General features: G+C 71.1%; 14 protein-coding genes. 7 read left to right on the top strand and 7 right to left on the bottom strand.

Features of this window, described 5'->3' with window-relative positions; genetic code table 11:
• Together GTY56_RS21515 and GTY56_RS21510 are read left to right on the top strand one after the other, a co-directional pair.
• Positions 1-515 (top strand): Hsp70 family protein (locus GTY56_RS21515; protein WP_161366992.1); only part of this gene is annotated, 515 nt, incomplete at its 5' end.
• 180 nt (positions 516-695) lie between these two features.
• Positions 696-2,780 carry a LamG domain-containing protein gene (locus tag GTY56_RS21510; protein ID WP_202510539.1) on the top strand — a complete coding sequence of 695 codons (2,085 nt, stop codon included), beginning with the start codon at positions 696-698 and terminating at the stop codon, positions 2,778-2,780.
• Positions 2,781-2,796: 16 nt separating this feature from the next.
• On the opposite strand, the gene GTY56_RS21505 is transcribed toward GTY56_RS21510, so the two are convergent.
• Positions 2,797-3,264 carry a nitrate reductase molybdenum cofactor assembly chaperone gene (locus GTY56_RS21505; RefSeq protein WP_161366991.1) on the bottom strand — a complete coding sequence of 156 codons (468 nt, stop codon included), beginning with the start codon at positions 3,262-3,264 and terminating at the stop codon, positions 2,797-2,799.
• 92 nt (positions 3,265-3,356) lie between these two features.
• Entirely contained in the window at positions 3,357-4,220 is an 864-nt protein-coding gene (locus GTY56_RS21500; protein WP_161366990.1) for a Sco1979 family transcriptional regulator, read from the bottom strand.
• 241 nt (positions 4,221-4,461) lie between these two features.
• Here GTY56_RS21500 and GTY56_RS21495 point away from each other — a divergent pair, with 241 nt between their 5' ends.
• Entirely contained in the window at positions 4,462-4,887 is a 426-nt protein-coding gene (locus tag GTY56_RS21495; protein WP_161366989.1) for a hypothetical protein, read from the top strand.
• Here GTY56_RS21495 and GTY56_RS21490 read toward each other — a convergent pair.
• Positions 4,869-5,675 (bottom strand): helix-turn-helix domain-containing protein, encoded by an 807-nt coding sequence (locus GTY56_RS21490; protein WP_161366988.1) that lies wholly within the window; start codon positions 5,673-5,675, stop codon positions 4,869-4,871. The genes GTY56_RS21495 and GTY56_RS21490 overlap by 19 nt on opposite strands.
• A gap of 117 nt (positions 5,676-5,792) precedes the next feature.
• Between GTY56_RS21490 and GTY56_RS21485 the strand changes: the two genes are divergently transcribed.
• Both GTY56_RS21485 and GTY56_RS21480 read left to right on the top strand, forming a co-directional pair.
• A complete protein-coding gene (locus tag GTY56_RS21485) occupies positions 5,793-6,098 on the top strand; it encodes a 4a-hydroxytetrahydrobiopterin dehydratase (protein WP_031106506.1) in 306 nt (101 codons plus the stop codon).
• Between the two features lie 4 nt (positions 6,099-6,102).
• Positions 6,103-6,855 (top strand): methyltransferase domain-containing protein, encoded by a 753-nt coding sequence (locus GTY56_RS21480; RefSeq protein WP_161366987.1) that lies wholly within the window; start codon positions 6,103-6,105, stop codon positions 6,853-6,855.
• Here the strand turns inward: GTY56_RS21480 and GTY56_RS21475 are convergent.
• Positions 6,815-7,291 carry a hypothetical protein gene (locus GTY56_RS21475; RefSeq protein ID WP_161366986.1) on the bottom strand — a complete coding sequence of 159 codons (477 nt, stop codon included), beginning with the start codon at positions 7,289-7,291 and terminating at the stop codon, positions 6,815-6,817. The two genes, GTY56_RS21480 and GTY56_RS21475, sit on opposite strands and share 41 nt — an antisense overlap.
• Complete coding sequence (locus GTY56_RS21470) at positions 7,288-7,767, bottom strand: hypothetical protein (RefSeq protein ID WP_161366985.1); 480 nt, start codon at positions 7,765-7,767, stop codon at positions 7,288-7,290. The genes GTY56_RS21475 and GTY56_RS21470 overlap by 4 nt, the downstream gene beginning before the upstream one ends.
• 40 nt (positions 7,768-7,807) lie before the next feature.
• On the opposite strand from GTY56_RS21470, the gene GTY56_RS21465 reads away from it, so the two are divergent.
• Positions 7,808-8,755: a WYL domain-containing protein gene (locus GTY56_RS21465; RefSeq protein ID WP_161366984.1), complete on the top strand. Its 948-nt coding sequence runs from the start codon at positions 7,808-7,810 to the stop codon at positions 8,753-8,755.
• Between the two features lie 84 nt (positions 8,756-8,839).
• On the opposite strand, the gene GTY56_RS21460 is transcribed toward GTY56_RS21465, so the two are convergent.
• Entirely contained in the window at positions 8,840-11,494 is a 2,655-nt protein-coding gene (locus GTY56_RS21460; protein ID WP_161366983.1) for a cellulose binding domain-containing protein, read from the bottom strand.
• A gap of 207 nt (positions 11,495-11,701) precedes the next feature.
• On the bottom strand, positions 11,702-14,620 hold the full coding sequence (locus GTY56_RS21455; protein WP_161366982.1) for a glycoside hydrolase family 48 protein: 2,919 nt from the start codon (positions 14,618-14,620) through the stop codon (positions 11,702-11,704).
• A 400-nt stretch (positions 14,621-15,020) separates the two neighbouring features.
• Between GTY56_RS21455 and GTY56_RS21450 the strand changes: the two genes are divergently transcribed.
• Positions 15,021-15,929: cellulose binding domain-containing protein (locus GTY56_RS21450; protein ID WP_202510537.1), on the top strand; the 909-nt coding region annotated here is incomplete at its 3' end.

Genomic DNA, 15,929 nt, shown 5'->3' with positions numbered 1-15,929 from the left:
CCTTCGACATCGACGCCAACGGCATCATGCACGTCTCCGCCAAGGACCTGGCGACCGGCCGCGAGCAGAAGATGACCGTCACCGGCGGCTCGGCCCTGCCCAAGGACGACATCGACCGGATGATGCGCGAGGCCGAACAGTACGCCGAGGAGGACAGCAAACGCCGTGAGGCCGCCGAGACCCGCAACCAGGCCGAGCAACTCGTCTACCAGACGGAGAACTTCCTCCGTGAGAACGGCGACCGGGTCCCGGCCGACACGAAGTCCGAGGTGGAGTCGGCCGTCGCCGAGGTGAAGGAAGCACTGGCACAGCAGGCGGACACCACCGCCCTGCGCGCGGGCGTCGAGAAACTCGCCTCCGTCAGCCAGAAGATGGGACAGGCGATGTACGCCCAGGCCCAGCAGACCTCCGCGGAGGAATCCCCCACCGCGCCGCGGGACGAGGAGGGAGTCGTGGACGCGGAGATCGTGGACGAGGAGAAGAACGGACGGGACGAGAAGGGCGGCGCCGCCTAGCCCGACTCTCCGTCGCGGCAGGGGAAATCCCTTACTGCGAAGTCAGTGCCCCCTGTTAACCTCCAGCAGCCCGTGTGACCGGCGGGCCGAGGGAAGTTCACAGGGGAGGGACAGTTGGGCGCACAGAAGAGATCCGGCGGACACAGACTGCTGGCGGTGGGGTGTGCGGTGGCGGCCGTGATGACGACCGGTACCGGCGTGGCACAGGCCGCGGACAACCTGCCGCCGAAGCAGCCGCTCGTCCAGGACCTGGAGACGGGGTACAAGGAGTGCGCGGCGGGGGACCGGAGGGTGTACGTCTCCGGCGCGCCCGTCCTGAGCGCGGTCCTGTACGACCCGGAGGAGGACAACCACCCCGCCGAGGCCAACCTGGTCAAGGGCGAGTTCGAGGCGTGGTGGACGGACGCCGACGGGGTGGAGCAGCGCCTCACGCGTACGACGCTCGAAGGACACTCCGGAGACCCGCAGCGGTGGCACATGCCGGAGGGCTCCGTCCCGCCCGGCACCGTCATCTCCTGGCGCGTCCGCGCGAACGACGGCAAGGAGACCTCCCCGTGGAGCTCCGAGGGTGACGGCTCCGTCTGCGAGTTCGTCTACGACGACGAGAATCCGGAGAAGGCGACGATCTCCTCGCCCGAATACCCGGAGAACGTGTTCTGGGTGGACGGAGTGGGGGTCTACGGCCACTTCACGATGGACTCGCCTTCCGACGACGTCGTGTCGTACACGTACGGCTTCATCGGCGGCCCCCACGGAACCGTCCGCCCCGAGCGGCCCGGCGGGCCGGTGACCATCCCCTTCCTGCCCCTCGACTCGGGCCCCGAGAGCCTGACCGTCCGGGCCATCGACCGTGCCGGACGCAGCAGCGGCCAGTCGTCGTACGACTTCTACGTGAAGTCCGGCCGCGCGCCCGTGGCCCACTGGCCCCTGGCCGACGCCAAGGGAGCCACCTCCGCCGACGCCGAGGCGGGCACCGACGCGGCCGCCGGCTCCGGCGTCACCTTCGGCGCCCCCGCCCCCGCGCGCACGAAGCTCACCACGTCGGCGACCCTGGACGGCAGCAGCCACGGCTACCTCACCACGGACACCCCGGCCGTCACCGACCCCCGCAAGAGCTTCGCCGTCAGCGCCTGGGCCCGCCCGGCCGACACCGGCCGGAACATGACCGTCGCCGGCCAGGACGCGGGGCAGGCGGCCGCATTCGCCCTCGGCCTGAACCCCCGGGGCGGGACTCCGGACTGGTCGTTCACCGTCGGCGGCGCAACCGTGTCCGGCGGTGCTCCGGAGACCGGCGAATGGGCCCACCTGTTGGGCGTGTACGACGCCGAGACGGGCGAGGCGCGGCTGTACGTCAACGGCCATGAGGTCGGCACCAGGGCCGGGGCCACGCCCACCGCCACCGCCGGCGCCTTCCAGATCGGCCGGGTCCGCGACGGAAACGGCTACCACGACCGCTGGCACGGCGAACTGGGCGGCGTCAGGGTCCACGACCGGGTGGTGGTGCCGGACGAGGCGTCCGAACTGGCCCTCCGCAAGCCGTCGTTGCGCGGCCACTGGTCGCTGGAGACGGCCCGGGACGGCACCAGCCCCGAGCTGAACGGCGGCGCGCCCCTGAAGCTGGGGTCCGGCGCGACGATCTACCGCGTCCCGGAGGGCTCGTGTGAGCCGTGGCTGGACCCGGACTGCGTGCCGGCGCCGCTGCCGCTCGTCGGAGACGGCCACCTGGCACTCGACGGCAAGACCGGTCACGCGATCGCCGAGGGACCCGTGGTCGACACCTCGGACAGCTTCACCATCGGGGTGGTCGTCCGCCTGGCGGACGCGGAGCCCGAGCGCCCCATGACCGCCCTGTCGCTGCCCGGCAAGCACACCGACGCGTTCAGGCTGCGCTATCAGCCCGCGCAGCACGCCTGGCAGCTGGTGATGCCGCACAGGGACGAGCGGGGTGCGCCCGAAACGGTGGTGGCGCAGATCGAGAGGGCGGACGGCGGCGAGGGCGCCGGCCATCGCCTCGCCGTCGTCTACGACGACGCCACCGACAAGATCAGGCTCTACGTCGACGGACAGACCAACGCCGAGGCGACCGCGGACCTCCCGAACGGCTGGCGCGGCTCCGGCCCGCTTCAGATCGGCCGCGGCCAGTGCGGCGACGGGTGGGGCGAGTACCTGCACGGCGACGTGGACGAGGTGCACGCCTTCGCCGGCGCCCTGACCGGCGACGACATCCCGTTCCTGGGCTCGGGCGTGGAGCCGTGCTTCTGCTAGCCGGGGTGCCCGGCTCCTAGGTCTCGGTGTGCGCGGGCGGCAACGTCGCGCACACCGCGTCCAGGACCGTGGCGTACGGGGTACCGAAGTCGGTGAGCCTGGACCTGAGCCGGTCCAGGCCGTCGCGGTGCTCCGTCAGGAGCCCGTCGCTGCCGGTGCGAGCCGTGAGCTCCAGCACCGCGGGCAGGAAATCCGGCGGCTCCTCACCGGTGGTCTCCAGGCCGTGCGCGCGGTAGAGCTCCTCGGAGGGCGCCGGGGCGGCCTCGCGCCAGGCGCTCAGATACAGGCTGTGCTCCTGCCCGGCCTCGAACACCTCGACGTAGTGCGCGGCCAGCTCCCTCGGCGGGGTGACAGCCGCGTGGTCGGCGAACTCCCGCAGTTGGGGGGCCGCTTCGCGCAGCAGTGGCAGCCGGGCGCGGAAGTCGTCGTCGGGGTACATCAGGCACAGCGCGGCCGCCTGGTACAGCACCTCGAATCCGGGCATCGGACCTCCTTCGCGTGCGCCTGCCTGCCTGCCCGCCATCCCGACGCTAGGGCCGGGCCGGGGAGCGCACCCGCCGACGGCGCCCGTACGGGTCAGTACCGCTCGCGGTACTCCCGCAGCAGCTCCTCCGTACGCTGCGCCGAACCCGCCCCGGCCGTCATGTGGTCCAGCACCTCCAGATGCGCCGAGACCTCCTTGCGGGAGTCCAGGTACAGCGCGCCGGTCAGATACTCGGTGAAGACCATGTCGGGCAGTTCCGGCTCGGCGAAGCGGAACAGTGAGAAGGGGGCGTACGTCCCCGGATGCGGGCCGTCGGCGAACTCGGCGATCTGGAGAGTGACGCGGTCGCGGGCGGCGTACTCCAGCAGCTTGTCCAGCTGGTCGCGCATCACCCGGCCGTCGACGCTCACCGGGCGGCGCAGCACCGTCTCGTCCATGATCACCCACAGGTGCGGGGGATCACGGCGGTCCAGCAGCCGCTGCCGCTCCATGCGCAGCGACACATGCCGCTCCACGGCCTCCGGCCCGGCGTTCGCGATGGTCCCGGCCTGTAGCACGGCCCGCGCGTACTCCTCGGTCTGGAGCAGCCCCGGCACGAAGTGCGGCTCGTAGGACCGGATGATCCGCGCGGCGCCCTCCAGGCTCACGTACAGGCTGAACCATTCCGGCAGCACGTCGTGGAACCGCTGCCACCAGCCCGGCCGGTTCGCCTCCTCGGCGAGGTCGACGAACGCGGTCACCTCGTCCTCGGCCACGCCGTACGCCGTCAGCAGGATCTGCACGTACGGGATCTTCAGCGCGACGTCGGCGGTCTCCATCCGCCGGACGGTCGCCGGGGCGACCCGCAGCACCTTGGCGGCCTCGTCACGACCGAGGCCCGCGGCCTCGCGCAGCTCCTGCAACCGCTTGCCCAGGACCACCTGGCCCACCGTGGGTGCGGCCCGCCGTTCACTCACGCCACGCCTCCCCAACGTGCCCAAGCCTGTGATCAGTCTGTCACGTCCGGGCGGCCGGATCACAGGGCTCGCACCGAAGAGATCGCCGTAAGCGCAGGAGCGGCGCCGGCATTACCCCGCGGGTAATCGACCGGACACCGCCGCGACGGCATCGTGGACGCACCGGGTTCCGGGCCGGCGCACTCCGGCCCGGGACCCGGCCCCAGCCGCCGCACCACAACCCGACGGAGGGTGATTCCCCATGTCCGCGATCCAGCTCGCCGCGCTCGCCCGGACCGTGGAACCGCAGTCGATGCTGCGCCGCTTCCTCGCCCTGGACGCCGTCGTCACCGGCACCAACGCGCTCGCCTACCTGGCGTTCTCCGGACCGCTCGGGGGATTCCTCGGAGTCGACGCCACGCTGCTGCTCGCCCTGGGCGCGTTCCTCGCCCTCTACTCGGCGGGCGTGGGCCTGCTGGCCGCCCGCAGGCGGCCCCCGGCACTCGGCGTACGGGCCGTCGTCGAGGCCAACCTCGCCTGGGCGGCGGTGAGCCTCGCGGCCCTGGCGCTGTGGCTGACGCCGAGCACGCCGGGCGCCGTGTGGACGGTGCTCCAGGCCTTGGCCGTGGCCGGGTTCGCCGTCCTCCAGCACCTGGCCCTGAAGGCCCGTCAAGCCAGCGAGGACTGAAGGTACTTGGCCGTCGCCGGGTCGGCCGGGAGCAGCGTCTCGATGGCCAGCTCGGCGACCGTCACGTCCATCGGCGTGTTGAACGTGGAGATCGAGGAGACGAACGACAGCGTCCGTCCCTCGTGCTCGATCCGCAGCGGCAGCGCGAAGTACGGCACCGGCTCCGACGGCTCGTCCGCCGGATCCTCGGCGGGCACCGGATACGCCGCCACCTCCTCGTACAGCGCACGCAGCGGCTCGGAGCGGTGCAGCGCGATCTGCCGTTCCATCTGCTCCAGCAGATGACCCCGCCAGGCGCGCAGATTGCGGATGCGCGGCGCGAGGCCCTGCGGGTGCAGGGCCAGCCGCATCGCGTTCAGCGGCGGTTCGAGCAGCGCCTCGCCGACCCCGTCGACCAGTGTCATGACCCCCCGGTTGGCGGCCACCACGTCGTACAGGGCGTCCACCACCAGCGCCGGATACGGCTCGTAGCCGCCGATCAGCCGCTCGATGCCCTCCCGCAGCGCGCCCAGCGCCGGGTCGTCCAGCGGGGTCTCCGGATAGCGGGGCGCGTAACCGGCCGCCAGCAGCAGCGCGTTGCGCTCCCGCACGGGGACGTCCAGATGCTCGGCCAGCCGCAGCACCATCTCCTCGCTGGGCCGGGAGCGGCCGGTCTCGATGAAGCTGATGTGCCGGGCCGAGGAGTCCGCGCGCAGGGCCAGCTCCAGCTGGCTGATGCGCCGCTGCTCCCGCCAGGCCCGCAGCAGGGGGCCCGCGCCCTTCTCGGCGGTGGACGGGTGAGTGGTCATGCCGGGACCGTAGTCGAGAACCGGTCGTGCCGGACAGGCACAGCCCTCCGACCAGGGCCACGGCCGCCCTGCTGTGGCAGGCTGGGAGGACCAGCAGCCAGGGAAGGAGCGTGGCCCATGCCCGTCGAACCGCTGTCGCAGAAGGAGGTCGAGGACCGGCTGGCCGAGCTGCCGGGCTGGTCGCTCGACAAGGACCACCTCATCCGCTCCTACCGGCTCGGCTCGCACTTCGCGGCGACGGCGATGGTCGTGCACATCGCCCAGGTCCAGGAGGAGCTGAACCACCACTCCGACCTCACCCTCGGCTACAACACCGTCTCCCTGGCCGTGCATACGCACAGCGCGGGCGGCGCCGTGACCGAGAAGGACTTCGAGCTCGCCCGCAGGGTGGAGGACCTGGCCCCCGGGCACGGGGCACACTGACGAGGTGCTCGACTACGACAAGGAAGCGGAGCGGTACGACGCCTCGCGCGGCGGTGAGCCCCGGGCGGCGGCCGCCGCGGAAGCGGTGCTGAGCCTCGTACCGCAGGACGCGCGCAGTCTGCTCGACGTCGCCTGCGGCACCGGCATCGTGACCCGCCGGCTCCAGGCCGCCCGCGACGGCCTGCGGGTGACCGGCGTCGACCTCGCCCCGGCGATGGCCCGGCAGGCCTCCACGCGGCTCCCCGGTGCCGTCGTGCGCGCCGACAGCCGCCGGCTGCCCTTCCGGGACGGGCAGTTCGACGCCGTGTGCAGCGTGTGGCTGCTGCACCTGGCGGCCGGGCCCGCCGAGGTGCGGGCCATCGTCGGCGAGTGCGCCCGGGTGCTGCGGCCCGGCGGGGTGTACGTCACCACGGTCGACAAGGCCGCCTCCCACAACGTGGGCAGTGACATCGATGTCGTCCTGTCCTCCCGGCCGCCCAGCCCGGTCCGGGACGCGGCGGCGGAGGTCGAGTCCTGCGCCGCGGCCCACGGCCTGGCCCCGGCCGGGCAGGCGGGCTTCACCGGTCTCGGCCAGGGGCGCAGTCCCCGCCGCACGATCGCCGACCTGCGCCGGGGCTGGTTCGTCACCCTGCCCCCGGGCCACCCGCTCGCCGACGGATTCGCCACCCGCCTCGCACGCCTCCCCGACCAGGACCGGCCCCGCCCCGACCCGGTGTTCAGCCTGCGGTCGTTCCGGAAGGCCGGGCGAACTCCATGATCCAGTTGGTCAGCCAGGTGTCCCCGCCGTCCACGGAGAACGCCTGCTCCCAGCGGGCCGACGCGGCGGAGACGTCCGACCAGACGAACCGGACCCGCACGTCCTTGCCGTCGTACGTGTCGTCGCCGTGGAACTCGCCGCGTCCGCCCTCGAAGCGGCCGAAGACCGGCGGGAAGAGGGTTCCGCTGATGCTGGAGGCCCAGTTGAGCGACCACCGCCCGGTTTCCGGGTCGAAGAGCCGCAAGGTCGCGCCCTTCGCGGACAGCAGCGGCATGTCGACCTCGTCGATGTTCGCGGCCCCGTCGAACAGCGGCCGGCAGTGGCTGGTGCCGGGGAACTCCACCCAGTCGCTGTCCGGTGCGAGGAAAGCGGTGCGGCGCCGGTGGCGGACCTCCCAGTCACCGTGGAAGAAGTCGAAGTCGTGCGGGCTGCTCATGCGCGGTCTCCTGTGGTTCCTTCGGGCAGGGAGTCGGCCACGTAGGCCTTGAGGTCCGGGACTTCGGGCGCGAGCAGGTGCCGCACCCAGGCGTCCCGCTCGTGCAGGATCGGCGGCAGCTCCCAGACGCAGCCGATCCACGGCAGCCCGGGAGTGATGAAATGGGCCGGATCACGGTCCGGGCAGCCCAGCACGGGCTGACCCGCCGCCGCGCCCCGGAAGTGCAGGACGTTGTCCCACACCCAGCTGTAGGCGTTCAGATAGGCGCCGTCGTCACCGCCCCGGTGCAGGACGACGAAGGCCGCCGGGGGAGTGCCGTCCGGCTCCGGCAGCAGCTCCGGCAGGATCGCGTACGCCGCCTTCTCCACCTCGGGCTCGATGCCCGCCGGGTCGGAGGTGACGTGGTAGCGCTTGATGTGGCGTCCGGCCACCTCGACGGGTGGAGGGACGGTCAGCAGTTTCTCGGTGAAGCCCATGAGGGGGACGCTAGGGCCGCTTCACTGACATCCTGTGTCAGTGAAGTCCAGTCGGCTCGTCCAGATCCTCCTGCTGCTCCAGACCCGCGGGCGGATGACCGCCGCCCGGCTCGCCGAGGAGCTGGAGGTGTCGGTGCGCACGGTGTACCGGGACGTCGAGGCGCTGAGCGCGGCCGGTGTCCCGCTCTACGCCGACGCGGGCCACGCCGGCGGTTACCGTCTGCTGGACGGCTACCGCACCCGCCTCACGGGGCTGACCACCGACGAGGCCGAGGCGCTCTTCCTCGCCGGCGCCCCCGGTGCCGCGGCCCAACTGGGCCTCGGTGCCGTCCTCGCCGCCGCCCAGCTCAAGGTCCGGGCCGCGCTGCCGGCCGAACTGCGCCCGCACGCCGACCGGATCAGCAGCCGCTTCCACCTCGACGCGCCCGGCTGGTACGCCGACGCCGACCAGACGCCGTACCTCCCGGCCGTGGCCCACGCGGTCTGGAACCGGCGTGCCGTGAACATCCTTTACCGCCGCTGGCGTGAGCCCACCGACGTGGAGCGCCGCCTGGAGCCGTACGGGCTCGTCCTCAAGGCGGGCCGCTGGTACGTCGTCGCGGGCCCGGGTCCGCGCACCTACCGGGTCGACCAGATCCTGCGCCTCGACCCCACCGGCGAGGAGTTCAGCCCACCCGGTGACTTCGACCTGGCCGTCCACTGGACGGCGTACCAGCGCGATTTCCACCACCGGCTCCGAGCGGCCCGGGCCGTGGTCCGGCTGGCGCCGGGTGTACCCCTCCCCGGACCGGCGCTGACCGACGCACACGTGGAGGAGGACGGCTGGACCCGTGTCACCGTCGCCATCGAGTCCGTCGACCGCGCCCACACCGATTTCCTGCGCCTGGGCAGCGGCGTCGAGGTGCTCGAACCCCTGGAACTGCGCGAGCGGATCGCCCGGACGGCGGCCGAGCTGGTGGAACGGTACGGCAGCCCCCGGCCCGGCTGAAGCCGCCGCATGCTCGGTTCGCGACCGGTCCTGACATGCCAGAGGGCGCGTACCGTGTCCGGCACACGCCCTCGGACCGCCCGGTCAGGCAGTCGTGCAGGTCTGCTCGCCCAGCCTGAACGTGGCCGGTTTCGTGTTCGTGCCCGACCAGTTCCCCGTGAAGCCGAAGCTCACCGACGATCCCGCCGCCACGTTTCCGTTCCAGCCGATGTTCTTCGCCGTGACCGCCGGGCCCGACTGCGTCGTCTCGGCGTTCCAGGCCTGGGTCAGCTTCTGGCCGTCGGGGAAGGTCCAGTTCAGCGACCAGCTGTTCCAGGCGCTCGTCCCGGTGTTGGCGAGCTGGACGTCCGCCTGGAAGCCGCCCGCCCACTGGCTGGTGACCTTGTACGTCACCTTGCAGGCGCCCGTCGGTGCCGGGCCGGGGCCCGGCCCCGGATCGGTCGTGCCGCCGCCGGAGCTGTCGCCGTAGACGACGCCCCGGCCGTTCGTGGAGACGTAGACACGGCCGTACACGCGCGGGTCGCCGGTGATCGCCGCACCCGTCCAGCCCCACTGGTGGGCGTCGTCGTTGATGCGCGTCCAGCTCGCGCCCTTGTCGGTGGACCGGAAGATGCCGCGCACGCCGCCGATCTTCGCGCTGGTGTAGAGCGTCTGGTAGGAGGCGCCGGGTGCTGCCTTGCCGAAGCCGACGGTGTCGGCCTGCTCGACGTTCGCCAGCTTGGTGAAGCTCGCCCCGCCGTCCGTGGAGTGCCACAGGCCGTAGGCACCGTCCGCCGCGCCGCCGGCCAGCCAGACGTCGCCCTTCCCGCCTGGCAGCGCCTTGAAGCGGACACTGTCACCGCTGGGCAGCCCCGTCGCCGGTGACGCCTTGAAGGTCGCTCCGCCGTCCGTACTGACGTAGAACTTCCCGGACTTGAAGCCGTAGAAGGTCTTCGGATCGACGCGGTCCGCCTCGACGACCGCCCCGGCGGGGATCCCATCGGAGGCCTGCCACGACGTGCCGAAGCCGGTCGCGTGGTGCACTCCGGCGCCCTCGGGGCTCCACACGAACCGGCTGCCGTCGGCCGCGGCCGCGACCGTGCCGCCGCCGCTCACGCCCGAAGGGTCGGTCCCGGCGAACCAGTTGGCGCCGTTGTCCGTCGAGAACGCGATGTGCGGTCCCGAGTCCAGGTTGCCCGTCCGCACCACCGTGCCGGGGTTCGACTCGGCGAAGTCCAGGCTCGTGGTCGTCGTGAAGTTCGGCTGGGTGAACATCATCGACGGCACCTTCGTCAGGTCCGTGTGGCGGAAGCCGCCGATGTCGCCGAGCGCACTCAGCAACGGGGCGCCTGACGGGGGAGAGGCCAGGTCGTTGACCGCCGTCTCCTCCAGCCCCCGCACCATCGGTTTGACGGCGAACTTGCTTCCGCTGTCCCAGTTCGTGAGGTTCTCCGTGCCGTAGATCGTCGCACCCGTTCCGTACATCATCCGGTTCGAGTCGAACGGGTCGATCTCCAGGGCCTCGGTCATCCATCCCAGCTTCGGCGTCTGCTCGGGCGGTTGCGGGTTCGCGCCCCAGGTCAGCCACGGTGAGGACGAGACGTCCATCGTGTAGCGGTTCTCGCGGTTCGGGTACGACGTGTAGTCCCACGCCCTGGTCCAGGTCGCGCCGCTGTCCGTGGAGCGGAAGATCTGCGTGTCGGGCCACCAGGCGCTGTACGCGGTCGCCATGACCGTGCCCGGCTTCTGCCGGTCGACGGTCAGCCCGCTGAAGCCGTAGGAGGTGTCGGCCTCCGCCACCGGGCTGATGTCCGTCCAGGCCCCCGTGCCCGTCGCGTACCGCCACAGCCGGCCCTTGCCGCCGTCGTACGGGCCGCCCTTGTCGCTGTACGCGAGATAGAGGTAACCGTTCCTGGCGTCCAGGACGCCCTTGTGCGCCAGGTGGCCGGTGGGCTGCCCGGCCAGCCGCTGCCAGGTCGCGCCCGCGTCCGTCGACCGGTACACCGCGTTGTCCTTGTCGGCGACCCCGACGTAGACCGTTCTCGTGGCGTTCCCGGCGGTTCCCGTGGACTCGTCGAAGGTGACCCAGACGATGCCCTGGTTGTCGCTGGAGTAGCCGGACGTGTCGCTCGGGTCCGCCACGTAGTTGCCCACGTTGGGAAAGTTCGCCACCTGCGACCAGGTCGCGCCCGAGTCCGTCGACCGCCACAGCCCGTTGCCGCTGGGCGCACCCAGATACAGCACGCTGTTCCGGTTCGGGTCGACGGCCAGCCGCTCGCCCATGCCCCGCCCCGGCATGTTGCCGCCCAGCTTGAACGGCAGGTTCGCCTTCCGCCAGCTCGCGCCCCGGTCGGAGGAGCGCATGACGGCGCCGTTCTTCGGGTCCCAGCTGTTCGTGTACGTCCCGACCGCCGCGTACACCCGGTTCGGATCGACGGAGTCGGACGCGATGCTCACGACGCCCGTGTGCCCCCAGTCGTCCCAGCCGACCGAGTCCAGCAGCGGCGTCCAGGTCTTGGAGGACTCCTGCCAGCGGTAGGCGCCGCCGATGTCGGTGCGGGCGTAGGCGAGGTTCTTCTCGGTCCGGTTGAAGACGATCCCGGGGACGAACCCACCGCCGTCGATCCGGGCGTTCTTCCAGGAGTAGGTATCGGCGGCGATCTTCACCGACGTCCGGTCGGCGGCCAGGGCGGTGGGAGCGCCCGACAACAACCCGGCCGCCAGCGCGAGCACGGCCGTGAGAACACGGGTTCTTCGCACGGTGGGGTTCCTTCCGTGAGGGGGAACGTGCGAGGGCCGGGCGGCCCCAGTGCGGGTGGAGCCGCCCGGCCGAGGTGGCCCCGCGTCAGGTGCGGGGCCACGTACGCAGAGCTTCGGACGCTGTTTTGGGGGCGCGGGGAACTGCGCGACCAGCCACATACGGCCCGCAGATGACCACCGCCCAGCCCGCGGAGCGCCCGGCGGGGGCTATTCGAGAAGCTCCGCGTACGAGCCCATGGCCAGGGCGATGTCTGCCTGGGCCCAGAACCGGTGGTAGGTGAACGAGGGCACCGCGCCGCCGGCGAGGTAGCTTTCGATCTTCGACCAGGCCGGGTCGTCCTGGTAGAAGGAGCGGATCGAGTCGAACGTCGACGACGTGTTGATCGGGTCGCCGTTCGGCATCGTGCCTGTCCAGCCGCTCGGGATGTGGACCGGGTCGTCGAAGCGGTTGTAGTCGGCCCGGTTCTCGGCAACGGCGATTCCGAGGTCGGTCTGGTGGTTCGCCCACATGCCGTCCAGCAGCTTCTTGGCTGCCGCGGCGGCCTGCGTGTCACCGGAGCGGTCCGCGTAGTAGGTCAGGGTCTTGGCGTACGCGGCGGCCACACCGACGTCGTTGGTGTAGTCGGCGACGGTGACGTGCAGCCCGTTGTTGGCGCCGGGGTCGGCGGCGTTCCAGGTGTCGGGCTGGCCCGACCACTGGAGCGTCGAGGGGATGCGGTAGGTGCCGTCGGGGTTGAACGTGGTCTTGGACAGCGCCCACTTGACCCATTTGTCGAGGACCGTCTTGGCCTTGGCGTTGCCGGTCTGCTGGTACAGCTCGGCGACGCGTTCCATGGACCATGCCTGGAAGCCGAACCACTGGTTGGACGGCGGGTCGTGGTATACCGGCTTCTCGTCGTAGTACATGCCGTAGAACGTCGACTTGCCCGCGGGCGGGGCCGCGTACCGGCCCTGCCAGCTGTTGGTCGCGCCACCGGCGATGGCGCCTTCGTCGGACTGGAGCCAGCGGTAGAACTCCAGCTGCCGGTCCATGGACTTGGCCCAGTCCGCCGCACCCGTGGCCGACTTCGGCTTCAGCGGCGCGTAGTTGCCGAGTGCGTAGGCCGCCAGGGGGTTCTGGTAGCCGCCGTGGGCGTGGCTGGAGCCGATGCGCCAGGCCCAGCCGGCATTGGTGTCGGTGGCACCGCCCCAGGCGTAGTACCAGGACATCAGGTAGAAGGAGGCGTCCTTGCCGGTGCCCGCCGGGCAGGCCGCCGGTCCGACGCAGTTGCCGACCTTCTTGAAGTACTTGTCGAACATCGAGTAGCGCAGGTAGTCACCCATCTTCGCGGCCTTGGCGACCGTGCCGGAGACCTGCGCGCCCTTGCCCTGTTCCTTGGCCCACAGGTCCGCCCAGTAGGCGGCCTGCACGGCCCGGGCGTCGGCGTCGGGAGCGTTGGTGAACTTCCACTGCTTGGCGTAGGAGGCGTCAGCGGTGAACAGGTCCAGGTAGCCGTTCTTGCCGCCGTACTTGAAGGCGTCGCAGGTCGGCTGCGGCACCGTCTCCCACACCGACTCCTGCGCGCCGCGCTGGAAGGTGTTGATGTACGACGGGCCGGTGTCCGACGGACCCGCCTCGCACTTGCCGGGCGAGTTGCCGTAGCCGTAGACGTTGTCGACATCCTGGAGCCAGTGCATGCCGTAGACGTCGTCCGTGCCGTAGGCGCTCTTCAGCTCGCCCGCGATCGGGTCCGTGCCGGCCGCGACGGACGGTTCGAGCTTGGCCGGGTACTCGTTCGGCGTGTCCAGCTCGGGGGCGTAGGTGGCCGGCTTGGCGGGGTTGTAGAAGGAGTTGGTCGGCTGGTCGGCCTTGGTGGGGATCATGTACTTCTCCATGATCTCCCACGCGCCGTTGAACTTCGACCAGTCACCGGTCACCTTGCCGTACATGGCCTGGAGCCACAGCAGGTAGCTGTAGGCCTCCGACGTGGTCTCGTGGCCGTGGTCCGGCGCCTCGACGATCAGCGTCTCGACCGAGTGGTAGGGGATGCCCTCGGGCGAGAAGTAGCCGTTGGCCGGGTTGGTGATCTTCCCGTACAGCTCCAGGAAGCGGGCGTCGTACTCCTTCGCCGCCGCCAGCTGCGTGACGGTGACCGAGGCCTTGGCGTGGCCCGCGGCCGTCGACTCGAACACGGCCGATCCGCTACCGGAGTCCGCGGCCGCCACGGTCACCTTCTGCGCGGTGTTCCAGTTCTGCGGCGTGAACGTCAGCGAGGCACCGGCCGAGACCGACAGCCCCGCATTACCGCTCGCCCGGGCCGAGGTCACCGTCACGTTCGCCGAGGGCTGCTTGGACAGCTTCACCTCATACGTGCCCGACTTGCCCGACTGCACGCCCAGCTGGAGCGGTGAGGCCACGACGGTCGGCCCGGAGGCGACGGTGATGCCGACCGGCGTGGAATCGGCGGAGGCGCCCCTGCTGTCATACGCCTTCGCCACCAGGGAATGACCGCCCACCGCCAGATCGGAGACGGACAGCGCGTAGGGCGCGCTCGTGTCCGTGCCCAGCAGCCTGGTGTCGTCGTAGAACTCCACCTTGCTGATCGTGGCGCTGTCCGCGGCGGCCGCGGTGGCCGCCAGCGGCACCGCCTGCCCCTGGGTGTACACGGCACCCGCGCTCGGGCTGGTCAGCACGGCGATCGGCGGCTGGTGCGCGCCGGTACACGTGGTGCCGTTGACCGAGAACGACGTCGGCGCGGTGTTGGAGCCGCTGTAGGAGAACTGGGCACCGGCGGAGACGGCGGCACCCGCCGCCACCCGCGCGTTGTGGGCGGCGTTCTTCACGGTGATGGTCTGGCCGGACTGCGACCAGGTGCCGTTCCAGCCGTTGCCCAGCTTCTGGTTGCCGGAGTAGGCGTAGGTCAGCGTCCAGCCGTCGATCACGTCCGTGCCGCGGTTGGTGAGGGTCAGGTCCACCGTGAAACCGGAACCCCAGTCGTTCGTCTTGTAGTCGACGCTGCACTGAAGTGCCGCCGCCTGCGCGGGAGTCGACCCTGAGGAGAGCATCGTCAACGGAAGCGCGAGAGCTGCGACGGCTGCGGTCCACAGCCGCCGCACGGCTCGGCGTCTCCGGGGTGGGGGATGCATGGTGCTGGTTCCTCCTTGCGGCTCGGAGAAGTCAAGGCTTGAACCAGTGGGAGCGCTCCCATAGTGCGGACCCGTCAGGTACCGGTCAAGGTCCTCGAAGAGTCGAAAAGATTCGACGCCGGGAGTTGAGTGAATGTCAGTGACCCCTCTGTTCTTTGCCGACGCTTGGCGCTACCTTCCTTGACACCAGTGGGAGCGGTTCCATCAGTCGACGCGTCCGTCACGACGCCCCGGCCTGCACGGAGTCGCTCATGCGATACCCCTCGCGTTCAGTACTTTTAGCCGCCGCCCCAGCGGTCGTCCCCGGCTGCGCGAGTGCCGGTGCCGGGTTCCTCATGTCCTTGTCGGAGCGCGCCCTGAACGGCTGACACCCCCACCACCGAAAGGGAAAGCCGCACTCATGAGCCGTACGAGAACAGCGTTACTGGCCGCCATGGCCCTGGTCGCCGGAGCGACCGGCACCGCCTTCGCCGTCGACCCGGGCGCTGCCGGCGTCGCCGCCGTCCCCTGCACCGTCGACTACAAGATCCAGAACCAGTGGAGCACCGGCTTCACCGCCGCCGTCACCATCACGAACAACAGCGCCGCCAAGTCGTCGTGGTCGCTGAAGTGGTCGTACGCCGGTGACCAGAAGGTCACCAGCGGCTGGAACGCCAAGCTGAGCCAGAGCGGTGCCGCGGTCACCGCGGCCAACGAGTCCTACAACGCCCAGCTGGCGACCGGCGGTTCGGTCAGCTTCGGCTTCCAGGGCAGCTACAGCGGCAGCAACGCGGTCCCGGCCACGTTCACTCTCGACGGTGTGACCTGCAACGTCGACGACGGTGGCCCCGGCGGCCCCACCGACCCCCCGCCGGACCCGGGCGGCCCGTCCAACCGGGTGAACAACCCCTATGAGGGCGCCAAGGTGTACGTGAACCCGGAGTGGTCCGCGAACGCCGCCGCCGAGCCGGGCGGCAGCCGCGTCGCCAACCAGCCGACGGGAGTCTGGCTGGACCGGATCGCGGCCATCAACGGCGCGAGCGGAAAGATGGGCCTGCGCGCCCACCTCGACGAGGCGCTGCGCCAGAAGGGCTCCGGCGAACTCGTCGTCCAGTTCGTCATCTACAACCTGCCCGGCCGGGACTGCTCCGCCCTCGCCTCCAACGGTGAGCTGAAGGCCGACGAGATCGGCCGCTACAAGACGGAGTACATCGACCCGATCAAGGCGATCCTCGCCGACCCGAAGTACGCCTCGCTGCGGATCGTCACCACGGTCGAGATCGACTCGCTGCCGAACCTCGTCACCAACACCGGCAGCCGCCCGACGGCC

It is taken from the genome of Streptomyces sp. SID5643 (assembly GCF_009872555.1).
GTDB lineage: Bacteria > Actinomycetota > Actinomycetes > Streptomycetales > Streptomycetaceae > Streptomyces > Streptomyces iakyrus.
Note: the sequence above shows the minus strand (reverse complement) of the source record. Positions and strands in the feature narration are given on the sequence as shown.